12 protein-coding genes and 1 pseudogene are annotated in these 20926 nt (G+C 52.2%); 8 read left to right on the top strand and 5 right to left on the bottom strand.

Annotated elements, in window-relative coordinates:
* Positions 1–63 precede the first annotated feature (63 nt).
* Positions 64–1023 carry a sugar phosphate isomerase/epimerase family protein gene (locus tag Pla110_RS02455; protein ID WP_231742850.1) on the bottom strand — a complete coding sequence of 320 codons (960 nt, stop codon included), beginning with the start codon at positions 1021–1023 and terminating at the stop codon, positions 64–66.
* A 399-nt stretch (positions 1024–1422) separates the two neighbouring features.
* Here Pla110_RS02455 and leuS point away from each other — a divergent pair, with 399 nt between their 5' ends.
* A complete protein-coding gene (leuS, locus tag Pla110_RS02450) occupies positions 1423–4302 on the top strand; it encodes a leucine--tRNA ligase (RefSeq protein WP_144992838.1) in 2880 nt (959 codons plus the stop codon).
* A gap of 30 nt (positions 4303–4332) precedes the next feature.
* Here the strand turns inward: leuS and Pla110_RS02445 are convergent, their stop codons facing one another.
* Positions 4333–4989 (bottom strand): DUF6304 family protein, encoded by a 657-nt coding sequence (locus Pla110_RS02445; RefSeq protein WP_144992836.1) that lies wholly within the window; start codon positions 4987–4989, stop codon positions 4333–4335.
* Positions 4990–5178: 189 nt separating this feature from the next.
* On the opposite strand from Pla110_RS02445, the gene Pla110_RS02440 reads away from it, so the two are divergent.
* Positions 5179–5919, top strand: coding sequence for a hypothetical protein (locus Pla110_RS02440; protein ID WP_144992834.1), 741 nt, complete (start codon positions 5179–5181; stop codon positions 5917–5919).
* Between the two features lie 453 nt (positions 5920–6372).
* On the opposite strand, the pseudogene Pla110_RS23060 reads toward Pla110_RS02440, so the two are convergent.
* Positions 6373–6834: pseudogene (locus Pla110_RS23060) on the bottom strand (DUF1499 domain-containing protein).
* A gap of 250 nt (positions 6835–7084) precedes the next feature.
* On the opposite strand from Pla110_RS23060, the gene Pla110_RS02425 reads away from it, so the two are divergent.
* The gene (locus Pla110_RS02425; protein ID WP_144992829.1) at positions 7085–7669 is read left to right on the top strand and encodes a hypothetical protein; all 585 of its coding nucleotides are present in this window, start codon (positions 7085–7087) and stop codon (positions 7667–7669) included.
* A 304-nt stretch (positions 7670–7973) separates the two neighbouring features.
* Here the strand turns inward: Pla110_RS02425 and Pla110_RS02420 are convergent, their stop codons facing one another.
* Entirely contained in the window at positions 7974–8873 is a 900-nt protein-coding gene (locus Pla110_RS02420) for a MotA/TolQ/ExbB proton channel family protein (protein WP_231742848.1), read from the bottom strand.
* A 132-nt stretch (positions 8874–9005) separates the two neighbouring features.
* The gene (locus Pla110_RS02415) at positions 9006–12125 is read right to left on the bottom strand and encodes a tetratricopeptide repeat protein (RefSeq protein WP_197440453.1); all 3120 of its coding nucleotides are present in this window, start codon (positions 12123–12125) and stop codon (positions 9006–9008) included.
* A gap of 539 nt (positions 12126–12664) precedes the next feature.
* Between Pla110_RS02415 and Pla110_RS02410 the strand changes: the two genes are divergently transcribed.
* The 5 genes from Pla110_RS02410 (at position 12665) to Pla110_RS02390 (ending at position 20922) form a co-directional block, all read left to right on the top strand.
* Positions 12665–14323: a hypothetical protein gene (locus Pla110_RS02410; RefSeq protein ID WP_144992825.1), complete on the top strand. Its 1659-nt coding sequence runs from the start codon at positions 12665–12667 to the stop codon at positions 14321–14323.
* Between the two features lie 285 nt (positions 14324–14608).
* Positions 14609–16369, top strand: a complete 1761-nt coding sequence (locus Pla110_RS02405) for a hypothetical protein (protein ID WP_144992823.1) — start codon at positions 14609–14611, stop codon at positions 16367–16369.
* Positions 16266–17426, top strand: a complete 1161-nt coding sequence (locus Pla110_RS02400; RefSeq protein ID WP_144992821.1) for an extracellular solute-binding protein — start codon at positions 16266–16268, stop codon at positions 17424–17426. Before Pla110_RS02405 ends, Pla110_RS02400 begins: the two co-directional genes overlap by 104 nt.
* Entirely contained in the window at positions 17423–18919 is a 1497-nt protein-coding gene (locus tag Pla110_RS02395) for a hypothetical protein (RefSeq protein WP_144992819.1), read from the top strand. The genes Pla110_RS02400 and Pla110_RS02395 overlap by 4 nt, the downstream gene beginning before the upstream one ends.
* A gap of 176 nt (positions 18920–19095) precedes the next feature.
* The gene (locus Pla110_RS02390; protein WP_144999545.1) at positions 19096–20922 is read left to right on the top strand and encodes an ATP-binding cassette domain-containing protein; all 1827 of its coding nucleotides are present in this window, start codon (positions 19096–19098) and stop codon (positions 20920–20922) included.
* The last annotated feature ends 4 nt before the right edge of the window (positions 20923–20926 follow it).

The raw sequence follows: 20926 nt of genomic DNA, 5'->3' as shown, positions 1-20926 counted from the left end.
CAGAAGATGTGTAAGTCAGAAATGAATTGTGAGTGGTCGACATCGTATGGGTGTATTTCAGGATTAGACTTCCGCCATGGCTGCGCGTAATTCGTCCAGCACGGCGGGAATGGATTCCCGTGGATCTTCTTTTTCTTCGTACTCCAGTACGATGTAACCCCGGTATCCGGCCTCTTTCAGAATTCGTAACGTCCGAATGTAGTCCGCTTGCTCGCGTGGTTTTCCTTCGGGATGCAGCGAGACCTTCAGTTGAGCGTTCACCGCGTAAGGGGCAATCGCCGCGAGGTCGGTATAAGGTTCAGCCGTACGGAAGTTGCCGCCGTCGAAGTTCACACCGAAGAAAGGCGAGTCTTTAACCTGACTGATGATCGACAGCATCTGTGGAGAGGTCGACGTAATCCCGCCATGGTTTTCGAGCGCGAGGAAGACCCCCTTCTCGGCGGCGTAATCGAGTGATTCATTAATCCCTGCCGCACAGCGGGCAATCGCGGCCGAGTCGGTATCTCCCTTGGGAGTTTTACCGGCGAAGATACGAATGACCGGGGCACCCATCGTCGCGGCATGGTCGATCCACTTGCGGGTGTAAGCGAGTTGTTCCTGGCGTGCTTCCCCTTCGACCAAACCGAAGTCATTCCCAATCGCCGTTCCAGAGATGTCCAGCCCCAGGCGGAATGTTAACTGTTTGAGATGCATCAGGTACTCGTTCGTCACCTCTTTCGGAAAGTAGTAGCTGGTCAGTTCGACCCCATCCAGATTCTGCTCCGCCGCAAACTTGATGACATCGTCGAGAGTCATCTCCGCTTTGGCCTGCGTTTCGGGAGTCCAGTCGCGGACAAGGTGCCGATGGAACGAGTACGCTGCCAGGCTGATTTTGAAATGCGACTGCCCATTCCGGGTCACCGGTTCTGCAGCCGAGGAAATTTGGGGCGAACCCATTAAGGCTGCGCCCGCTCCTAACAATGTCGATTGCAAAAACGAACGTCGTCCCCAACCACGTCCCATTTCCGGTGATGCTGAATTCATGATGCTGATTCTCTCTTTCTTGCTATCTCTGGCACTACGCCTATGCGTGATTTCAGCGTAATCTCCACTCGGTTGGATTGATCTACGCCCGGCCCTGCCCCACCTCTTCTCACAAGATCCTGCTCAGGATTAGAGTGGCGACTCTCGACCCCGAAAAGCCCTTGAAAACAGGAGGCTACGCCGCCAGAACACACTACGGTTAACTGGAATGCGATATTACAGGTTGGTTGGCAAAACAGGCCGACCGCAATACACTGTAACCCGGTTCGGCACCGCCTTTCCCCCTCAAAAGAACCTCGACCGGCAAAAAACCGATAACTTCTCTGTCGACAATGGGTTACATCGCCGAATACCGTTCCCGCTTTTACACCTTTAAACTCTCTGTAGCTGAAGACCGACATGCCCCGCTACGATTCAAAAAAAATAGAGCCGAAATGGCAACAATACTGGGACAAAAACGAAACCTTCGTCTGTGAAGGCCCCGATCCCAACCGGGATAAGTTGTATGTCCTCGACATGTTCCCTTACCCCTCAGGGAACGGGTTGCACGTCGGCCATCCAGAAGGGTACACCGCGACCGACATCGTCTGCCGCTACAACCGCATGCTCGGAAAAAACGTCCTCCATCCGATGGGTTGGGATGCCTTTGGACTTCCGGCCGAACAGCACGCCATCAAAACGGGCACGCCTCCCCGCGAGACGACGAAGAAGAACATCGACACCTTCCGTCGTCAGCTCAAGATGCTCGGTTTCTCCTATGACTGGTCACGGGAAGTCGCCACCACCGACGTCGAGTACTTCCGTTGGACGCAGTGGATTTTCCTTCAGCTCTTTGATACCTGGTACGACCCGGACTACGAATGGACCGGCCCCGACGGACAGAAACGTAAAGGAAAAGGCCGCCACATTGTTGACCTTCCCATCCCGCAGGAAGTCTCGCAGGCTGGCCCCGACTTTGTGCGTCGGTATCAGGATAAACAACGACTCGCATATCAACACGAAGCTCCCGTCAACTGGTGCCCCGCTCTCGGTACGGTTCTCGCCAATGAAGAAATCATCGACGGCAAATCGGAACGGGGAAACCATCCGGTCGAGCGCGTTCCCTTGCGCCAATGGATGCTCAAGATCACCGCCTATGGGGATCGTCTCGCCGATGAGTTGGAAGAACTCGACTGGCCCGAGTCGATCAAACTTCTCCAGCGCAACTGGATTGGCAAAAGCACCGGAGCCGAAGTCGACTTCTTCATCGGTTCGGGCGATCCCGCCCAGTTGGAATCTGAATTTGAGCAATGGAAACACAACCGCGAGAGCTTCCCGTCGGAACAACAGGAAGATGTTCTCCGTGTTTACACCACGCGGCCCGATACGCTTTACGGGGCGACCTATATGGTCATCGCGCCCGAGCATCCGCAAGTCGACAAGTTGACGACGCCGGAGCAGCAGGACGAGGTCAACCAGTATCGCAAAGTCGCTTCTCTCAAAAGCGACCTCGACCGGACCGACCTCGCCAAAGGCAAATCGGGCGTCTTTACCGGTGCCTACGCACTTAACCCGGTCAACGGAGCGAAGGTGCCAATCTGGGTCGCCGATTATGTGCTCATCAGTTACGGCACCGGGGCCATCATGGCCGTTCCGGCGCATGACCTGCGCGACTGGGAATTCGCCGTCACGTTTGACATTCCGATCATCCCGGTTGTCGAACCACCTCAGAATTACAAACCGACCAAAGACGAACTCGCTCTCAAACAAACTGTTGACGGCGAAGAACGCTATCCGGTTGCCTGTGAGGGAACCGCTATCAACAGTGGCGAGTGGGACGGTACTCCGACCGCTGAATTCAAACAGAAAATCACGCAGTGGTTGCATCAACATGGCTTCGGTAACGAAGCGGTGAACTTCAAATTGCGCGACTGGCTCTTCTCGCGCCAACACTTCTGGGGCGAACCCTTCCCCATCTGGCACGAGCTCGATGCAAACGACGAAGAGACGGGCCTCATGCGGGTGGTGGAAGATGAAGACCTTCCCGTCGATCTTCCCGAACTCACCGACTACAAACCCACCGGTACGCCCGAACCACCCCTCTCGACTGCGCCGGAAGAATGGTTGTACAAAACCGACCACGATGGCAAACGGCTCAAGCGAGAAGTGAACAGTATGCCGCAATGGGCCGGTTCCTGCTGGTACTTCCTGCGCTATTGCGATCCGAAAAACAGTGACCATATGATCGACCCGGAAATCGAAAAATACTGGATGCCGGTCGACCTCTACATCGGTGGTGCCGAGCACGCCGTATTACACTTGCTCTACGCCCGGTTCTGGCACAAGGTTCTCTTCGACCGGGGGCATGTCCACACACCCGAACCGTTCTACAAGCTCGTCAACCAGGGCATGATTCTCGGCGAAGCCGAACTTACCGGTCACAAAGATGCCAACGGCAACTGGATCAGTTCCGCAGAAGCCGCGAAAGATCCGCAGTCACAGTCAGTCGTGGTGAACGCCGATGATGTCGAAAAGAAAGGGGACAGCTTTGTTCTCAAAGCAGATCCGACCGTCGTCATCGAAAGCCGTGCGTTCAAGATGTCGAAGTCTCGCGGCAACGTGATCAACCCGGATGAGGTCGTTGACAGTTACGGTGCCGATAGCTTGCGGCTCTATGAGATGTTCATGGGACCGCTCGAACAGGTCAAACCGTGGAGCATGAGTGGAGTCGAAGGGGTCTACCGATTCCTCAGCCGTGTCTGGCGAATGTACATCGACGACCGGGCCGAAGAGATTAAACTCGCCGCAGCGGTGCAGGATGTCGAACCCGATGCCGACCAGCTCCGCATTCTTCACAAGACGATCAAGGCCGTCACTGAGGACATTGAAAAGCTCTCGTTCAACACGGCAATTAGCCGCATGATGGAGTTCACCAACGCCCTCAGCCAGCAGGACCCACGTCCCCGCGCGTTGCTGGAACCGTTCGCCCTTCTCTTAAGCCCCTTCGCCCCGCACCTCGCGGAAGAAGTCTGGCAAGCACTCGGCCATAAAGAGACCCTCGCCTACGAACCCTGGCCCGAATACAACGAAGACCTCATCGCCGAATCAACGGTTGAAATCCCCATCCAGATCAACGGCAAAGTCCGTTCCAGAATCACCGTCCCCGCCGACGTCGATCCCAAAACGATGGAAGCCTTAGCGATGGCCGACGAAACAGTTCAAAAAAACCTCGAAGGCAAAACGATCGTGAAATGTATTGCGATCCCAGGCCGGATGGTGAATTTGGTAATTAAGGGGTGAGCGGGGAAGGACGTTCTTCCAGGAACTGCATTATATACGATATCCAGTTCCTGGAACCCGCCTCTCGAACTCAGGGCATAAGTAGGTTTCCTGCACTTTCCGGTCGCAGACGAATCCCAAAGAAAAATAGTCGACTTTGTTTTTGACCTTCAGATAATCGGCTTTCTTATTGCGATAACACATCAAGTCACCAAACTGACTCTTGCCGAATGGGCTATAGTCGGAAAACAAACAATTGATGCACAGACGCATGTAAAAGCCTGCGGGCAGCAGAGATTGAATTTCAAGCAGCTCACTCTCGAAATCGCGACCCTTGCCGGAGCTGGTAAATTCACCTTGGTCGCAATCCAATCTGATCCGAGTCTGATAGTACTCGAGCGCATCGTTACTATTCGGGTCATCGATTCTGACTTCGATTTTCAAGGAGCCTTCTGAATTATCGCCGCAGTTATAGATAGAAATCGGCATCATAAAGATGATGCGACAAGCACATAGACTGTCCGGTCCTAATGAGAAATATCCCAACTGTTCAGGAGTTGACTCTTCGGAGGGAGCGAGTCTATCGAAATCTGGCCCCATAAATGTAACCCCGCGAATCGTGACGCGAAGAGTTTCTCCGTCATTCTCGATCACCGTATTTTCAACACCCCTCTCGTCGGTGTATGTGGCAGGATAAAAGTCTTTCATCTATGGGGCCCTTATCAGCAGGATTTTGATTCCAGTGTAATCAATCAAGTAAGTCAGGCAATGCCTGACCTACTTTAGAATGCTCTGCGAAACACAAGAGTGAAACTTTTAAGCTGAACCGGTATCTGGTTAGTAGATACAGAAGACTCTTTCATTCTCCTCACTACTTGACCGGCGTGTGGACATACCATGATCACTAGTAATGATCCCGATTACATCAACACCAAACTCATTCGGCAGGGTAAGGCCGAGATGCATCCGGTGATGGATTTGTTAGCGGAGTGGGTCGGACAAACCTACGGAGCCCGGCCGCTGAATATTGAATTATATCAGCCATTTGAAGATCAGGTCTTTCTGCAAGTCATCTTCCAATACCCGAACGGTTGCAAGTCGATCAGTGATATTTGGCCAAACGGTTCCTGCGCTGGCGTCGAGAAATATGACGCAATGGCAATCACGGCGAAGCTTAAAGAAATTCTGGAATCCGTGCGAGAAGAGTTGGATTTTCCCAAAATCGTCGTTCGAATAGTTGGATCGGGCAAGGTGAAGATTCGATATTTTCAGAGAAACGATATTTTAAAAATTGGTTCGGTAATCTGCAATAACTTTTTCACAGTGGCCCTAAACGATGTCTGTGATAGTATCGCCAATCGGGAACTTGAAAGTCTTGTCGAACGGATTGGTCATCCGTCACTTTGGAAGATACTTCGGTTTGGTCGACGGGTCGTATTCATGGTCCATACCGAAGAGCAGAAACGGCGGGTTATTAAGAAAGACAAAGTTGCTGTCTGGACGCGCGATTTCATCGAACTCGCTCGCCATTATGACGAATTCGGGTACCTGACCGAACAAACCTTATCTATTGAAATCGACACTCGGGAGAGATTCAAGAAAGAATATAATGAGAACATGTTTTACTACTTCAGATAATGAATCACGTTCCCGTCAGTCAGGCAGTGCCTAACCTTCCTCTTTGACAATTGATCAAAGCCAGGTGACATGCAAATTCATTTTTGAAACACAAAGTCACTAAGGACACAAAGGGTTGGGGCAAGTAACATGCCGACCTCCGATCACCGAGGCTCGACGATATCCAAATCCCTTATTGGTTTCAAGAAATCATTCGTCGCAGAAACGTTCCCGTACTCTTCCTCACTGTATCAATTATTTGTGATCCCTTAGTGTCTTCGTGTCTTCGTGACTTCGTGTTTCAAATAAACACGATGCAATACCCCGAAATTGATCGGTCGCTTGAGCACTACGAAACTGAAGGCATCATCGTTTCCTAACCTCAGCGCTTAATGTTGCTGCGCTCCCCGAATAACACTTCGTGATTGTCCGGGCTACCCATTGGGGAGACTGATGAACTTCGCGAGGGTCGGCTTACTCTGGTGCGGCGTTCCATCGTTTTCGTATCTCTTCGACCCGGTTTCGGTTGGCGTCCATGTCACCGTAACCGACTCGGGAGGCGGAGCGAATTTCGATTTGACGGGCTTCCTCATTGAATAAAATCTCCACGTCGTCGGTGAAACGAAACAGAGCGGAAGCGAAGGTGGCGTGCAGGTAACTGTCGGTATCGGAGAGAATCTGGACGCGGGGAAATTATTTGAGGACTCGTTTCAACCGGGCTCGGTTTTCTTCGTGGGTTCCGTCTCGATAGGCAAGTGGCGAGACATAATGCGATTCACCCGGCGGGGCCTGGGAGGAAACACAATTCGGTGAAGCGGGACAGTCACGCAGCTTTCCATCGACCAGACCGGATCGTGGAGGCCACCAGGAATAGAGACCGAGTGCGAACAACAGAAGCACGAGAACCAGAATCAACCAGAGTATCCACCAGATCATTTTCATGCGTTCCTGTCCTGAGTTGTCATCTACGCGGGCTTCAATAAAGCGAGTAAACCGCTGTGGGTCTATTGTAGTCGGAATAATCAGGGAAGCGACCCGCCGAACATCAAAACAGATGAACAGGTTCTGCCTTTCATTTTTCGCTTGCGTCCACGGAACCATGAAGCATACTTGTACACTTCAACGACTCCTTCAACGCTGCCGCTTTTAACGAGGCCGCCCTCAATCCCACTGTTGGTCAGAGCTGATGAAATCCCTGCGTATTAAACAGACTCCCGACGGTGTTCGGTTGATCGACTTCAACCCGATTGCGGCGATCGCGGCGGCGGCAATGTGGTGCATGTTCTTTTATTTCGTGCTCAACCTGGACGACCAAGGGCTGCTGCCCCCCGAAATCACTGACGAGGTGAACTCCCCCTTTGACTCTTCTCCCAGAGTGGCGACCTGGTTTCTGCTCGGTGTGTTTGGTTTCATGGGATTGATCATGTCGCTCGTGAGCAACTTTACCAGAGCCCAGTTCAACCTGAGCGAAGGACGAGTTTACTGGAAACGCATCTCGCTATTCGGTCTGAGCTGGCGAACCCTTTCCACGGAACGCATCACGGACCTGCGGTTGGACGTCGGTCACCGCTTCGTCGCGGGGAACCTGAAGGATGATTACCGCATGCGGGTCATCCTTGAAGTCGACGGAAAACCATGGCCACTCAGCAACTCCCCCCACGTGATGGGGCAACAAGAACTGGACGAGTACCGCGATCAGATTGATGATCTACGCGGGCAACTTGGTTTCAAAGTCGATTCCGAAGAATCGAAAAAGCAGTTCCTGAAATAGACGGCTAACATTTCGTCTATCGTTTGAAGTCAGGTTGCCCGGATCTGGGTGCCACGGTTAGCTTGTCTAACCGTGCCAATGTGGGTTCGAGTGCTTCTAAATGATCAATGGGTTACCACTGATTGGCTAAGGCCTGTTCCGCGGTTGAGCCTACTCCAAACAAACGAAGCCGTAACTGCAATCGCCCGGCTAGACGAGCTAGCCGGGGCACCCGAACTGGTGCGATATTATGATCGAAAGCATATTAAAGTGCCGAAAATAGGTGAGGGTTTCCGGAAGCCGGAATAATACATGGGCCGATAGATCAAGCCGATTCCTTCTGAGCCGCTTTCTCTTTGGTCTTGGTTTTTGGGGCTGGTTTGCTGCGGGTACGGGTCGTCATCTTCTGGCCGGAAAGAGCTTCGGCACAGATCAGGTGGATGACATTTTGTGCCGCTTCGTCCATCTCCATGACGACCGAGTCGACCTTGCCGGAGAGGTACATGTACATGACCAGCGACGGAATCGCGATCAACAGACCGGCGGCCGTCGTCAAGAGCGCGACACCAATTCCCACTGCCAGTTCTTCCGCTTTACCTTGCGTTCCCATGTTGGCGATCTGGTTGAACGCCTGAATCATTCCCATGACCGTTCCGAGCAAACCAAACAACGGCGTCACCGTGGCGACCCCGTTCAACACTTTGAGGTGTTTGCGAAGTTGGCTCGTTTCGCGTTCGCCACCATCAATGATGGACTGCTCCACTTCCACCGAAGGTTTCCCCCATTTACGAATGCCATGCGCGAAGACACGGGCGACGGGGGAGTCGTTCTCTTCGCACAAGGTCAGGGCCGACTCCTGATCGAGTCCTCCCTCTTCCAGATGCTGGAGGAATCGTTCGACGAAGGGACGAGGTATAACGCGGGCCCTCCGCAGCACAACAACTCGTTCGATGATAAACCAAACGGAGATGAAGGAGGCGATAATGAAGGGGATCACGAAGAAGTACCCCATCGCAATGAGGATCTCAATCGGGCCGGTGGGAATATACGGATTGGTGTTAACAGCACCATTTTCCATTGGCATGGCAGGAGCAGGTTCCAGTGCAGCGGATACGTCGGCAGCTTCCTGGGCGTGCAGTGGTGACATCAGACCGAGGGCGAACATCCCTCCCCAGAAGACAATCAGACCTGTTTTCAGCAGACGAAAAGCGGTTCGCTCCCTCATATTCCTGATTCCTATCCCTCGTTGGATATCTCTCTATTGCAGCGGTAGACTTCAGTTATAGGTCGCTCTGTTCAAGAAGAAGTGCCGTTAAACATGATTTAACAGCACTTCAGAGCCCTATAATGCCTGTTTTTACTGACTTGTCGCGCCGCCGACAACCTCAAGTCGCTCTCGGGCCTGATCACTGTACTTCGATTCAGGGAAATCCTCGATCAGCTTTTCATAGGTCACGCGAGCCTTTTCGGGCTGCTCCAATTTTTCATCGCAGCCGGCGACCTGGAAGAGTGCTGGGGCCTGCCATTCTGGATAGGGGTAGTTCAGAAAGACCTTGTAATACTCTTTCTGTGCGGTCCGGTAATCCTTTTGGATGAGATAAGTCTCGGCCAGAAGGAGCTGACTTTTTGCGCCGGTGGGAGTCTTCTTCCCGATGGGATCGCTTAGAACCCGCTGGAATGCTTCGCGAGCCTGATCGAATTCGGCCTGCTGTTTGTGAATTCGGCCCTCCAGTTCATCGGCCAGGTATTTGCGATCCGCATCGGAGTCTCGGAACTCCGTCAGAATTGCCGCGGCATCCACATAATCTTTCTTGCGAAAGGCGATTTCCGCCAACAGGATCCACAACTCGGTACTTCGCTCTGCTGAGGGAACGGCCTCTTCCAGGCTCACCAGAATCTCTTCCGCTCGGGCCATCTGGTTGGTTTCAATCAAAGCCGATAGAAACGCGGTTTCCACTTTCGTTCGATAAGAACTCTGCGGCCAGTTGGTGAGAAAATCGCGGGCAAGCTCGATCACACTATTCCATTCTTCCGCCGTCGTGGCGATGCCCACCAGCTGGAAGGTCGCGGCCTCTTTTACTTTTTCATCCGACTGGTCGGACTTGGTCAGTTCCTCAAAACTTTTTCGGGCCGCTTCTTTGTTACCAGCGATGAGCTCACTTTCAGCCAGACTGAGCCGGGCATTGTCGGCCAATTCGGAATCTGGATGCGTGCTCACCAGCCGTTTGTAAATGTCGTCCGCCAGCGTATAAAACCCGGCGTCCAGATTCATCAGTGCCCATTCATCCAGAAGCTCGGCATGTTGATCCGCTTCCGGGAATAGATCGACCAGACGACCATACTCCTGATTCGCCCCGGCGTAGTTTTGTTCTGTTTTAAGCATCCGGGCGGCCTGCAATTCGGCGAGGTAAACATACCGCGTCGCCCCGTTCTCTTCCGCTCCCGCAGGCAAAGCTTCAGTTCCCGGCGGGACCCAGGTATTACGCAATTGGGTGTAAGAGGCCAGTGCCTCGGTTGTATTACCGAGAGCTTCCTGAGCACGCCCCACCATCAGCAACGCTTCGGGAGCATAAGCAAGTTCTTCGGGGTAAGACACGAGCAGCTGATTAAAGCTGGCAATCGCCTCACTCCATTTTTTCTGTTTGTATTGTGACCAGGCCAGGCCTGAGAAATCGGCCCCGGTCGCCATCCCCGCGGAAGTTTCTTTCGCGAGATCAACCAGCGCCTGAAACAACCTTTCGGACGCAACCCAGTTGTCCGCTTTGTACGAAGTTTCCGATGCCATCCGCAGCCCCTTCAGTTGCGGTGAGTCCAGAGTCAGGTCGTCCGCTTTCGCTTGAGTCTCTAATAGACTGAGGATCGATTCGAGTGCGGCGATCTCTTCATTTTGAGCCCGCACCATTAACAACTCCGAAAAGATTTGTGCCGCCCGTTCATCCTGTGGATAGTCGATCAAGTATTTCTGAAAGTGCGTTGCGGCTTCGTCCAGATTCCCCAGTTCTTTTTGATTGAGTCCTGCAAGCAGCAGGACATCTTTCTGTTCCTCCGGGTGCAATTCGGCGGTGTCGTCTGTCACGAGCGGTTCCAGCACATCCATCGAATCCTGGTATTGCTTCTGCTGCGTTAACGCATGAGCCAGATGCAACCGGGCCAGGGTCTGCGTTCGAGGAAGAGAAGAAGCCTCCAGTACTTCGCGAAGCAACGTCGCGGCCTGTTGCAGATTATCATCTCCACCCCGCGCAGCCAGCAGTCGTCCTTTGAGTAATTGCTGACTTAGCCCGATTAAGCTATCGGGATAAAGTTCTTCAAACTTCTGCATTAACTGTTCGGTTTGATCGAGATCATCTGCCTGAAACGCGGCGACACTGGCGAAGTGCAATGCATTCTCCGCAATTTTTTCACCGGGCCATTTCTCCTGCAATTCGAGAAACTGATTTAATGCCGCCTGATTATTACCCAGTCGCAACTGAGCATCGGCGAGATGATAGACGACTTCCGCTTGCAGTGCGCGCTGCGGATCATTGGCGGCCTGATCTGCGGCGTACATTTTTTCGAGCACAGCCACTGCTTCCGCGTATTTGTTTTCGGCTTTGAAACAGAGGGCCATCCAGTAAGTGGCGGTTCGTTCGAGCCCGGGATCTTCAGACGCTTGTTGGAACTCGGCGCGGGCTGCCGGATATTCTTCCAACCGGAAATACGTGTAGCCTGCATTGAGGTGCGAGGTGCCGACTTGGACGTCGTCGGGATACGTTTGTTGAAATTGTTTGTAAACAGCCAGCGCGGATTCAAAGTTTTCTCGTTCGTATTCCAGCGCAGCAAGCTTCAAAAAGGCGGAGGTGGCGTTCCTGTTTTTCGTAGCGATGATCTCTCGATACGCAGCGGCCGCGTCATCGTATCTCTTCAGACCTTCCAATGCCTGAGCCAATCCAAACCGAGCTTCCGCCGACATGCGTCCCTCTGGAAACTGCTTCAGGTCCTGTTGAAAATGGCTGAGAGAATCCTCGTACTGGCTCATCTTCAATTCGCTGGTACCAAGATAAGTCAGTGTCCATTCCGTCAGTGTATGTTCGGGAAACTGGTTGAGCATCACTTTAAAATCGGTGGTTGCCGTTTCGTAGTCTTCCAGCAGGTAGCTTGCCTCGGCCAGTTGGTAAAGGACATCCGGCAGGAATTTGCTCTCCGGGTATTTTTTGGCATAGGGCCGCAACTGGGTTCGCGCGGCGTCGTATTTCTGCTCTTTGACGAGGGAAAGCCCCAGATAGAGCTCAGCGGCGGCAACCTTATCGTGATCCGGCCAGCTCTCGATGAATTTCTGAAACGCCTCCGAACTGAAACTCCATCGTTCCTGTTTATAGAGGCCAACCGCCAGGTTGTATTGATCGGCAGCATCATCCGCTTTTAGGATAGTGGTTGACCCGAACAGTAACGCCAGACAGACGATAACAGCCAACTTAGCGGGAACATTCCTTCTCAACATCGACATGTTTCTCGGGGCTCTACTTCGAAACCAGTCAGCAGTAAGACAACGAACTTCTCACAGAGAAGCGTCTCAATCTCATTTCGGTTTCGACATGGGTTTAACAAAGGAGAGTTGGCAAGTGATTCAAGTCACTCCACAATATCTATCAACAGCGTGAAGTTGACAGCCACCAGCCGCCTCCAATGAGGAAAATCAGGGTAACATGATCAGACGTAGTCTATTGTAAACGTCAAACAGCGCCTGCCAATCGCTTTCCCTACTCCAAACACTGATTTTCCACTGACTCCCTCACCCACCCCTGCAAAGCTGGGGCAATTAGGAAGAAGTTAAGGACAATCGACATCAACTCGAACCTGGAGCACCTTCTAAGAAATATTTATTAAGAAAGTGTCGTTCGATTCCCATCGATTCAGTGAAGCCTTCCTTTTCCCAGATTGAAGCGATCCCGCCGGTGAAATCCATTTGTCAATTGTCGATGAACCTGATACGCTGAAAGACCCTGTTTCATAATTAGCATTCATGAGAAATGAACCGTGATGGCCATCCTCAAGTTTTCCACCGGAATCCGTTGTTGCTGCTTGGCGATGAGCCTGTTGTTGCTCTCGACCATCGCCGCTGCGCAACCCGCTTCTCGCGAAAAAACCGAGGGTCCCAAATACGACAGCTACACCCTGCTCTTCTTTGAATCACAGCATCCTTATTTCATTCGTTTACAGGTTGCGATCGATTCCCAGCCCCCCGAGCAAATGCGGGCTGGCCTGTTGGGCAATCTGTTTGAGCAGACCGATACGAATCGGAATGGCGAAATCGACCTCGAAGAACTCCGACAGTTCCGCGGACCCGCACGAATGCAGGACGTGGTCAAGAGTCAGGCTGAAAGCAATGACGCGCCGATCACCCGCGAGACCTTTGTGGCGATACTGGAACCAGCTCTTGGTATCCCGTTTGGTTTACAACTCGAATCCGCGCGGGTATCCGATCTGCCCGATTTGTTCAGCAAACTCGATCTGAACGAAGACCATATTCTTGAAGCCGATGAATGGGAGTCGGCTTTGCATCTCCTGGAGAAATACGATTTCGACGATGACGAAACATTGAACCTGGTCGAAGTCATGCCTCTGCTGCGGCCCCTCAATCTGACGGTCGCTCGATCTCAACCCACGCCCGCGGGTCACAGTGCTGGCTTGTTTGAATTGATCGATCCCCAACAGCCCCGCGAACAATTGGCACAACAACTTTTGGCACAATACGACGGTGCTCGGGGTCAAAAGGAAGATGGCCAACTCGATCAGACAGAACTTGGCTGGACCGCAGATGACTGGATGAAAAAATTCGACGCCAACGAAGATCAGGCACTGAACCGGACCGAGTTATTGCGTGTGCTGACAGATCCCCCCGCACAGAGAATCTGGCGAATGCGAATGCCACTGCAAGAGCGAATCACCGTCCGGTTCTGGGAAGCCGATACCGAAGATGAAGACTGGAAGTATCCACGATCTTCCAGTTCCCGTGCTCAACTTTCCGTCGGTGGCTGGGAGTTAGGGGTCAGGATTCACAACCCGCGTCCACAGTTTGCGGATGTCCTCAGTTTTTACAAGCTGCGATTCCTGCAAGCGGACACCGACAGCGATGGAGGTCTCACCAAAGAGGAAGCAAGAGGCCTGAACGTGCTTGCTCCGTTTGCATACCTTGATGAAGATCAGGATGAAAAGTTAACGCGGGAGGAATTAACCAAGTACGTGAATCAGGAAGCGAGCCTCGCCCAATGTCAGTTGTTAATGTCTGTGGATAAAAAGAGTCAGTCTCTGTTCCGCCTGCTGGATGTCGATAGCGACCGACGCCTGGAACCGCGTGAGTTACTCCACCCGGCAGAAAAGATGAAGAGTTTCGACAACAACCACGATGGCCAACTGACCGAACCAGAAATGAAGACGATTTACGAATTGTCATTTCAACTGCAGCCTCCTAGCCTGTTCATGGATAGTTTCAACTTGAACAATGCCAATCGGATTGGCCCGATTTTGACTCCCCCCACGACGGGGCCGGAATGGTTTAGACAGATGGACCGGAATCTCGATGGCGATCTGACGCGCAGAGAATTTCTGGGACCGGGAGTACTTTTCCAGAAATTCGACCTGGACCAGGACCGGCTACTCAGCCCGAAAGAAGCGGAACAGGTTTCGGGTGATAAATAGAGATCAAACTCCATTAGATACACCACCTTAACGGAACTTCTCCTCCCGAACAGACGTCGGAGACAACAGAGACATAGAAGCCTGCGACTTAAAACTACACACCCGTACAGAAGATCTCCCCTCAGCCATCTGGGTGTTTTTTAGCAATAGATCTGGATTGGAATTCAGTTTTTGCTGATTTCTGCCTACAATAAACAGCGCGACCCTCCATCGTTTCTCTGGTATAACCCACTGGTTCAAAACGCTGGCAAACTACTCTGTCCCGTCCTCCACAGGAGTTTGGATATGGATTTTCCCAAATCGATGACGATGTTAAAACGAGTTTCGATTCGTCTGCATCTGGTTCGCTGGGCGTTTCAATCATTCGCCTGGACGCTCAGCGCCGGCATTGTGTATGCCCTGCTCCTTCTCGCAAGCCGACTGAGTGGATATGGCGAAGATGTCTTTCCCAATGGCTCTTATTTTTCTTGGTCGATGGCAATAGTTCCTGTCTTCGGAATCATCATGGGGACCATTCTCTATCGTCGTCCCAACCTTTCCGATTCCGCCCGCCGAGTCGATAGCTACTACCATTCCGACGATCTGTACCTGACGATCTCGCGACTCGATCAAGCGTTCGGTGATTACCGCCCCCTCGTTGTTCAGAAAGCGGAACAACGGGCCGAGGAAATTCACCCGACAGACGTTGTCCCTTTTCTCTTTGGCAAACAGTTCGCGCAGCTTGCGGGAATGGCGGCCGTTTTAATTGGTCTGCAATTGATTCCTCAGTTCGATCCGTTCGGTGAACTTCAGGCCAAAGAAGCCGTGCTTGAACAACAAAAAGAACTGCAAGTCGAAAACAAAGCGACAGATCAACGCAAAGAGGAACTAGAGAAACAGATTGCCCCCGAGCAGAAGCGGTCTAAAGAAGTCGAACAGGCTCTGAACGAATTGAAAAAAACGTTCAAAGAACTTCAACCCAAAGCTCCGGAAATCAATCAGAAAAAGCTGGCCGAAATTCAGAAACCACTTGGCAAGATGTGGCGAGAATTGAATAAGGACCAACTCAGCAAAGCCTTCAACAAAAAAATGTCAGGACAGCGATTCGGTTCGTCGGCAGAACAGGCCAAGCTGGAAGAATGGAAGAAAGAACTCCAGGAAGGTTCTACGGAAAGTCTGCGAAGCGAGATGGAAAACATTCTCGACAAAATGAAAAAGATGGCCGAGTCGAATGATTCCTCGGAAAAATCCAAGCTCCGTAAGGAACTGCTCAAACAGTTAAAACAAGTCAAAGAGTTTGCCGAAAACGATGCCCAGTCACAACAGTTGACTACCGCGCTGAAACGTGCGATGAAGCAACTTGAAATGGCCAACATGAGCAAGAACCCCGATGGAGAACCGGGAGAAAACTGTGAATCGTGTGAGAAGGGCGCCATGAGTTCCGCCGAACTGGCGAAGATGGAATTACAGGAAATGGAACAGTCATTGGAAGACTTGGCGTCCTTGGAAGAAGCCTTGAAGACATTACAGCAGGCGAAGGCAAAAATGGCTTCGGGTGAAGAACTTTCCGAAGAGGAGATGTCGATGATCAGCGAGGCAGATGCTCTCGCCGAATACGCCGAAGCCTTTGCCGCCATGATGGAAGGCATGCAGGGAAATATGCCCGGTGACGGTGATGGAGATGGAACCGGTGGTGAAGGAACAGGCCGCGGCGGAGTGGTCGATGAAGACCCAGCGGCCAAGTCCGGTTTCAAAACGGAGTTCTCCAAGTCGAAACTGACTCAGGGAGAATTGATTATGTCCGTCGCCAGTAAAGACGTCAACGAGTCAGGCGAGAAGGAAGCCCAACTCGGTTCGCTCATTCAAGATTTACGCCAGGGAGTTAGTGAAGCCATTGAACAGGAACAGATTCCACCCGGTTATCGTGACAGTATTAAAAAGTATTTCGACACGCTGGAAGCGAATGACATCGCACTACCTGGCGAAACTGAGAATGCTCCTGCAGCGGAGCCTACGACAGCCCCTGCGGCTGAACCCGCGGCTGAAACAACCAGCGACTCCGAGTGATACTCAAACGGCCATTACCGGCCTGATTTCGTTGACGCTCCCTCTGTTTATGTTTATGGCTTACTTCTCTTTGAGTGGCTGTGACGATGCAGGATCAGACGCGAACTCCTCGGACGCGAGCGATCATCTCGTTGTCTATTGCGCTCACGATTCGATCTATTCAGAAGAGATCCTTAACCGCTTCACGAAAGAGACGGGAATCGATATCGATATTCGCTTTGACACCGAAGCGACGAAATCTCTAGGACTAGTGCAATCGATTATCGCCGAAGCGGAACATCCACGGTGCGACGTGTTCTGGAACAATGAGATCTTGGGAACCCTCGATCTCGCCGAGCGTGGGTTACTGCATGCTTATCAAAGCCCTAATGCCGATCGAATTCCGGCGAAGTTCAAATCAACTGACAGCACGTGGACCGGCTTTGGCGGTCGGTTGCGATTATACATTATCAATACAAACAAGATGGAAGCCTCTCCCGAGTCCGTCGAAGAAGCACTCACGGGTGACCTCTCCCAAATGGCGGTCGCCAAACCTCTCTACGGTACCACACTCACGCAGTATGCACTCATGTGGTCGGAGATGGGAGGCGATGCCGTTAAAGAATGGTATCAGCAGCGAACCAAACAAGGTTGGAAGATCGTCCAGGGCAATGCCGTCGTTAAGAACCTGGTTGCCAGTGGTGTTTGTGAATTTGGTTGGACCGACACGGACGATTACTTTCTAGCGGTCGATGATAAACAACCGGTCGCCATGCTGCCTATTCGAACCGAAGGAGGTCAGACGATCTGCATTCCGAACACAGTCGCCATCGTTAAAGGAACGGAACAGGAATCAGCGTCTCAACAGCTTGTTGATTTTCTGCTCTCGCCAGAAATCGAACTGGCTCTCGCCAACTCTCGTTCACGACAGGTGCCACTTGGAACCGTGGATGAAACGAAACTTCCCGAACAAGTGAAACAGTTACAGGAATGGGCAGCAGAAGGAGTTCCCCTGGAAGGACTCTTGAAAGCCAGGAACGAATGTCTCGACTGGCTTAAAGAGGAATTTCTTCAGTGAGTTTCACGGTCACCATCGTGGCCAGCCTGATCCGCGCCTGCCTGATTACTCTTCTGGCCATGTCGCTGGCGCACCGACTCCAGCCCTGCTTGAAAACTAATCATCGCTGGCAACAGCGACTGATCTGGGGAGCCTTGCTTGCCCCGTTCTTCTGCCCTGATCTGCTCGTGGGATATGCGTATTACAACTTCTCGCTCTCCCTCATTCATCACCCGGGCTGGAATGAATTTTTCTATGGGTTTCTGGTCGTACTCAAAACGGTCCCCGTCGCAACCGTCCTATTGCACTTCTCTCCCCCTGCTCCTCTTTCGGCTGAGGGGCTGTATTGCCGCGACTTAATCTCGGGCGAAGCGGCTTCCGTGAGTAAGAGCAGACAGTGGGAGTCGCTCAGGCACTGGCTCTGGTGGTTTCGTGGCCCCGGGCTGCGACTGTTACCTGCGGGAGGGCTGACCTTTCTGGTCGCCTTTCAGGAATTCGAAATTTGCTCACTGATGAATACCACCGCCTGGACGCTGTGGCTGTTTGATGCTCGCGCCATCGGTTGGGAGTCAGAAAACATATTTCGATTCGGTTCTTTTCCACTCGCCATCGAACTCTGCGTCCTCATGGCGGCCGTTGGCACTTACCTGTATATCAGTAAGTTTGCCAACCGAGCCATGTGCCTGGTTCCCACTCAACCGTCTTCTCTTTGGCGGGGCACGACTTGGGCCTATCTAATGTTGGCGTTCGTCTTGATTGTCGCCATTCCGATCGGATTGGTTTTTCGGGGAACCCTTTCCGGTTGGACCGTCTTCCTGACGAATCAATCTCTTCTGCGCGAGACCGGTTACGCTTGTGCCTTCGCAGTGGCTGCAGGACTGTTGGCGCATGGTACGGCTGTCTACTGGGCCGGAAGAGGACAGTTAGGCGGGTGGTCCAAAGTAGGCTTGTTTTTAATCTGCCTGCCCGGATTGTGTGGATCTTTTTTAATGAGCCTCGCTCTGTTTGAACTCTTCCAACAAGAACCGTTTCATCACCTTTACGACACCCCTTTTCCGCTCGTTCTCGGACTATATTTATTTGTGTTGCCCCGCGCCGTTTTAATTCAATTCATTCGTCGGGACGTCGTTCAGCGCGAGCCCCTTTTCCTCGGTAAATTACTTCGATCTTCACCGTCAGCTACGCAACAACGAAGTGGTTTGCAGCTTCGCTGGGAACAGCAATGGTGGCCACAATTCTGGTGCCTGTTGCCAGTTTTTTTCTGGGCTTATTTCGAAATGACGACACCTTCGATTCTTGCCTCGCCCGCGACGACACCGGCTCCGTTGCGTTTGTATAATTTCATGCATTACGGACAGGGGACTGGATTATCGGCCATGCTATCTGCTATCATAACAGCACCATGTCTATTAATTCTGTTGGTGATGCTGGTTTTTAAATTCGTACAGGCAATGATCATTCGATGGTCGGTAGCCAACCACTCGGCAACCTCCGACATACCTCACGAAATTTAACTATCCTGTTTCACAATAAACATTAATCTCAATCTCTTCTCTCGTACAAACACTCCGGTTACGGTTCTGGTAATCGGGACCTCTCCTCTGTTATTTTGGATGATGAATCTGGGACAGTTCCAACAGGGTTGTGCCGGTTTACTCCTCTTCTGCTTTTCTTCAATGTCGGGACGATTATGTCTGACGTGTACTGGTCTGTGACGAATGTGATATTGCCGGGAAAACCTACTCCCCGGCTCGATCACTTTTCCGCCACCCTCACGTCTCGACCGACCGCCATTCTGGGACCGTCCGGTTCGGGTAAGACATCGCTACTGAATGTTCTCGCCGGCTTTGAGCAACCTCAATCCGGTGAAGTAAAACCTCAGTTTATAAAAGCAACTAACCGGCTTCCTCTCTTCTGGGTTCCTCACACCTGGGGCCTCTGGCCGCATCTCACGGTGCAGGCTCAATTGGAAAAAGTCGTAACCCCACCCACGACGCTGCACATCGAGCGCATGCTACAGGCATTTGATTTGTTTCCGCTCAAGTCCAAATATCCACACCAGCTTTCGCAGGGGGAACAATCCCGCGTCGCTGTGGCCCGCGCCTTAGTGGCAGCGCCACAGGTTTTGCTGATGGACGAACCCCTTGTGCATGTCGACCCTGCCCGTGCACCGGGCTACTGGGAATTTGTCCGCGAATGGTGTCAGTCACAGCAGATCGCTCTGCTCTTTTCGACCCATCAACCCGAAGTCGCCTTGCGAGAAGCCGAAGAGGTGCTCTGTTTGAAAGAGGGACGATTACTTTTTCAGGGATCAACACAAGATCTTTATCAATCTCCTCCCTCTGAAGAGCTGGCACGGTACCTCGGACCGACGAACTGGTTCGCCGCAGAAGAAGTTTCCATCTGGTTCGAGAACCCAAACAACACAATCCAACATCATCGACCTGAACAGCTCACCTGGCAGTCGGATGCATCAGGGCCATGTGAAGTCGAACAGGCTTGTTCGCTCGGCGCTCTGCAGGAAGTCGACTTACATCACCCTGAAGATGACCTTCGCCGGAAAGTCTGGTTACGTTCGACCAATCAATCTTTCATCGCCGGTCAACGAGGTTTTTTGAAAGCCCTGCTGCTCTTGCTCGGAATCTGTCTCTTCTCCGGATGTGGTTCCGCCGAGGGAGTTGTCCTACCGGTGGAATCAACCCGGTACTGGATGTTGCCCAAAGATGGTTACGCGCTCCCAGCGCCGCGTGCGATGGGGATGTCGAAAGAACAGAATGTCCTTGTTCTCGACACGGGTGGTCGTGTCCTCATCTATACTCTCGATGGAAAGGAACTGCGTCACTGGTACATGCCGGAACATGACGTGGGCAAACCGGAAGGAATTATCCAGCTGCAGGACGGACGGATTGCGGTCGCCGATACCCACTATCACCGAGTCGTCTTCTTTAATGAACAGGGCGACGTCGTTTCGATGCTGGGCGAACGAGGAGACAAACCGGGACAATTTATCTACCCCGTCAGTATTACTGAGGACCAGAACGAGAACTTCTACGTCTGTGAATATGGTGGCAACGACCGTATCCAGAAATTCGACCGGGACGGGAACTTCCTGCTCTCGTTCGGCGGATTTGGGACTGCAGACAATGAATTTCAGCGGGCGAGTGGAATTACCTGGCACGACGGTCGGATTTATGCCGCCGATGCGATTAACAACCGAATCCAGGTATTCACCGAAGAAGGGAAGCACCTCGCAACCTGGGGATCGACTGAACATCCACTCGAACTGAATTACCCGTACGACATCGCTGCCGGGCCGGAAGATGTTTTTTATGTTGTGGAATACGGTTCCGGTCGTGTGACCAAGCTGAATAAACAAGGACAACTCCTCGCCCGTTATGGTTCCATAGGAACCGGACTCGGACAATTCAATACCCCCTGGGGAATCACGGTGGACCAGCAGAACAATGTCTTCGTTGCCGATACTGGCAATCGCAGAGTCATTCAGCTGAATCAATAACCTG

This window comes from Polystyrenella longa (assembly GCF_007750395.1).
Lineage (GTDB): Bacteria > Planctomycetota > Planctomycetia > Planctomycetales > Planctomycetaceae > Polystyrenella > Polystyrenella longa.
Note: the sequence above shows the minus strand (reverse complement) of the source record. Positions and strands in the feature narration are given on the sequence as shown.

Coding starts and splice junctions, on each gene's coding strand:
- Pla110_RS02455 (WP_231742850.1), bottom strand. CDS start 1,023: ATGAATTCAGCATCACCGGAAATGGGACGTGGTTGGGGACGACGTTCG.
- leuS (WP_144992838.1), top strand. CDS start 1,423: ATGCCCCGCTACGATTCAAAAAAAATAGAGCCGAAATGGCAACAATAC.
- Pla110_RS02445 (WP_144992836.1), bottom strand. CDS start 4,989: ATGAAAGACTTTTATCCTGCCACATACACCGACGAGAGGGGTGTTGAA.
- Pla110_RS02440 (WP_144992834.1), top strand. CDS start 5,179: ATGATCACTAGTAATGATCCCGATTACATCAACACCAAACTCATTCGG.
- Pla110_RS02425 (WP_144992829.1), top strand. CDS start 7,085: ATGAAATCCCTGCGTATTAAACAGACTCCCGACGGTGTTCGGTTGATC.
- Pla110_RS02420 (WP_231742848.1), bottom strand. CDS start 8,873: ATGAGGGAGCGAACCGCTTTTCGTCTGCTGAAAACAGGTCTGATTGTC.
- Pla110_RS02415 (WP_197440453.1), bottom strand. CDS start 12,125: ATGTTGAGAAGGAATGTTCCCGCTAAGTTGGCTGTTATCGTCTGTCTG.
- Pla110_RS02410 (WP_144992825.1), top strand. CDS start 12,665: ATGGCCATCCTCAAGTTTTCCACCGGAATCCGTTGTTGCTGCTTGGCG.
- Pla110_RS02405 (WP_144992823.1), top strand. CDS start 14,609: ATGGATTTTCCCAAATCGATGACGATGTTAAAACGAGTTTCGATTCGT.
- Pla110_RS02400 (WP_144992821.1), top strand. CDS start 16,266: ATGACATCGCACTACCTGGCGAAACTGAGAATGCTCCTGCAGCGGAGC.
- Pla110_RS02390 (WP_144999545.1), top strand. CDS start 19,096: ATGTCTGACGTGTACTGGTCTGTGACGAATGTGATATTGCCGGGAAAA.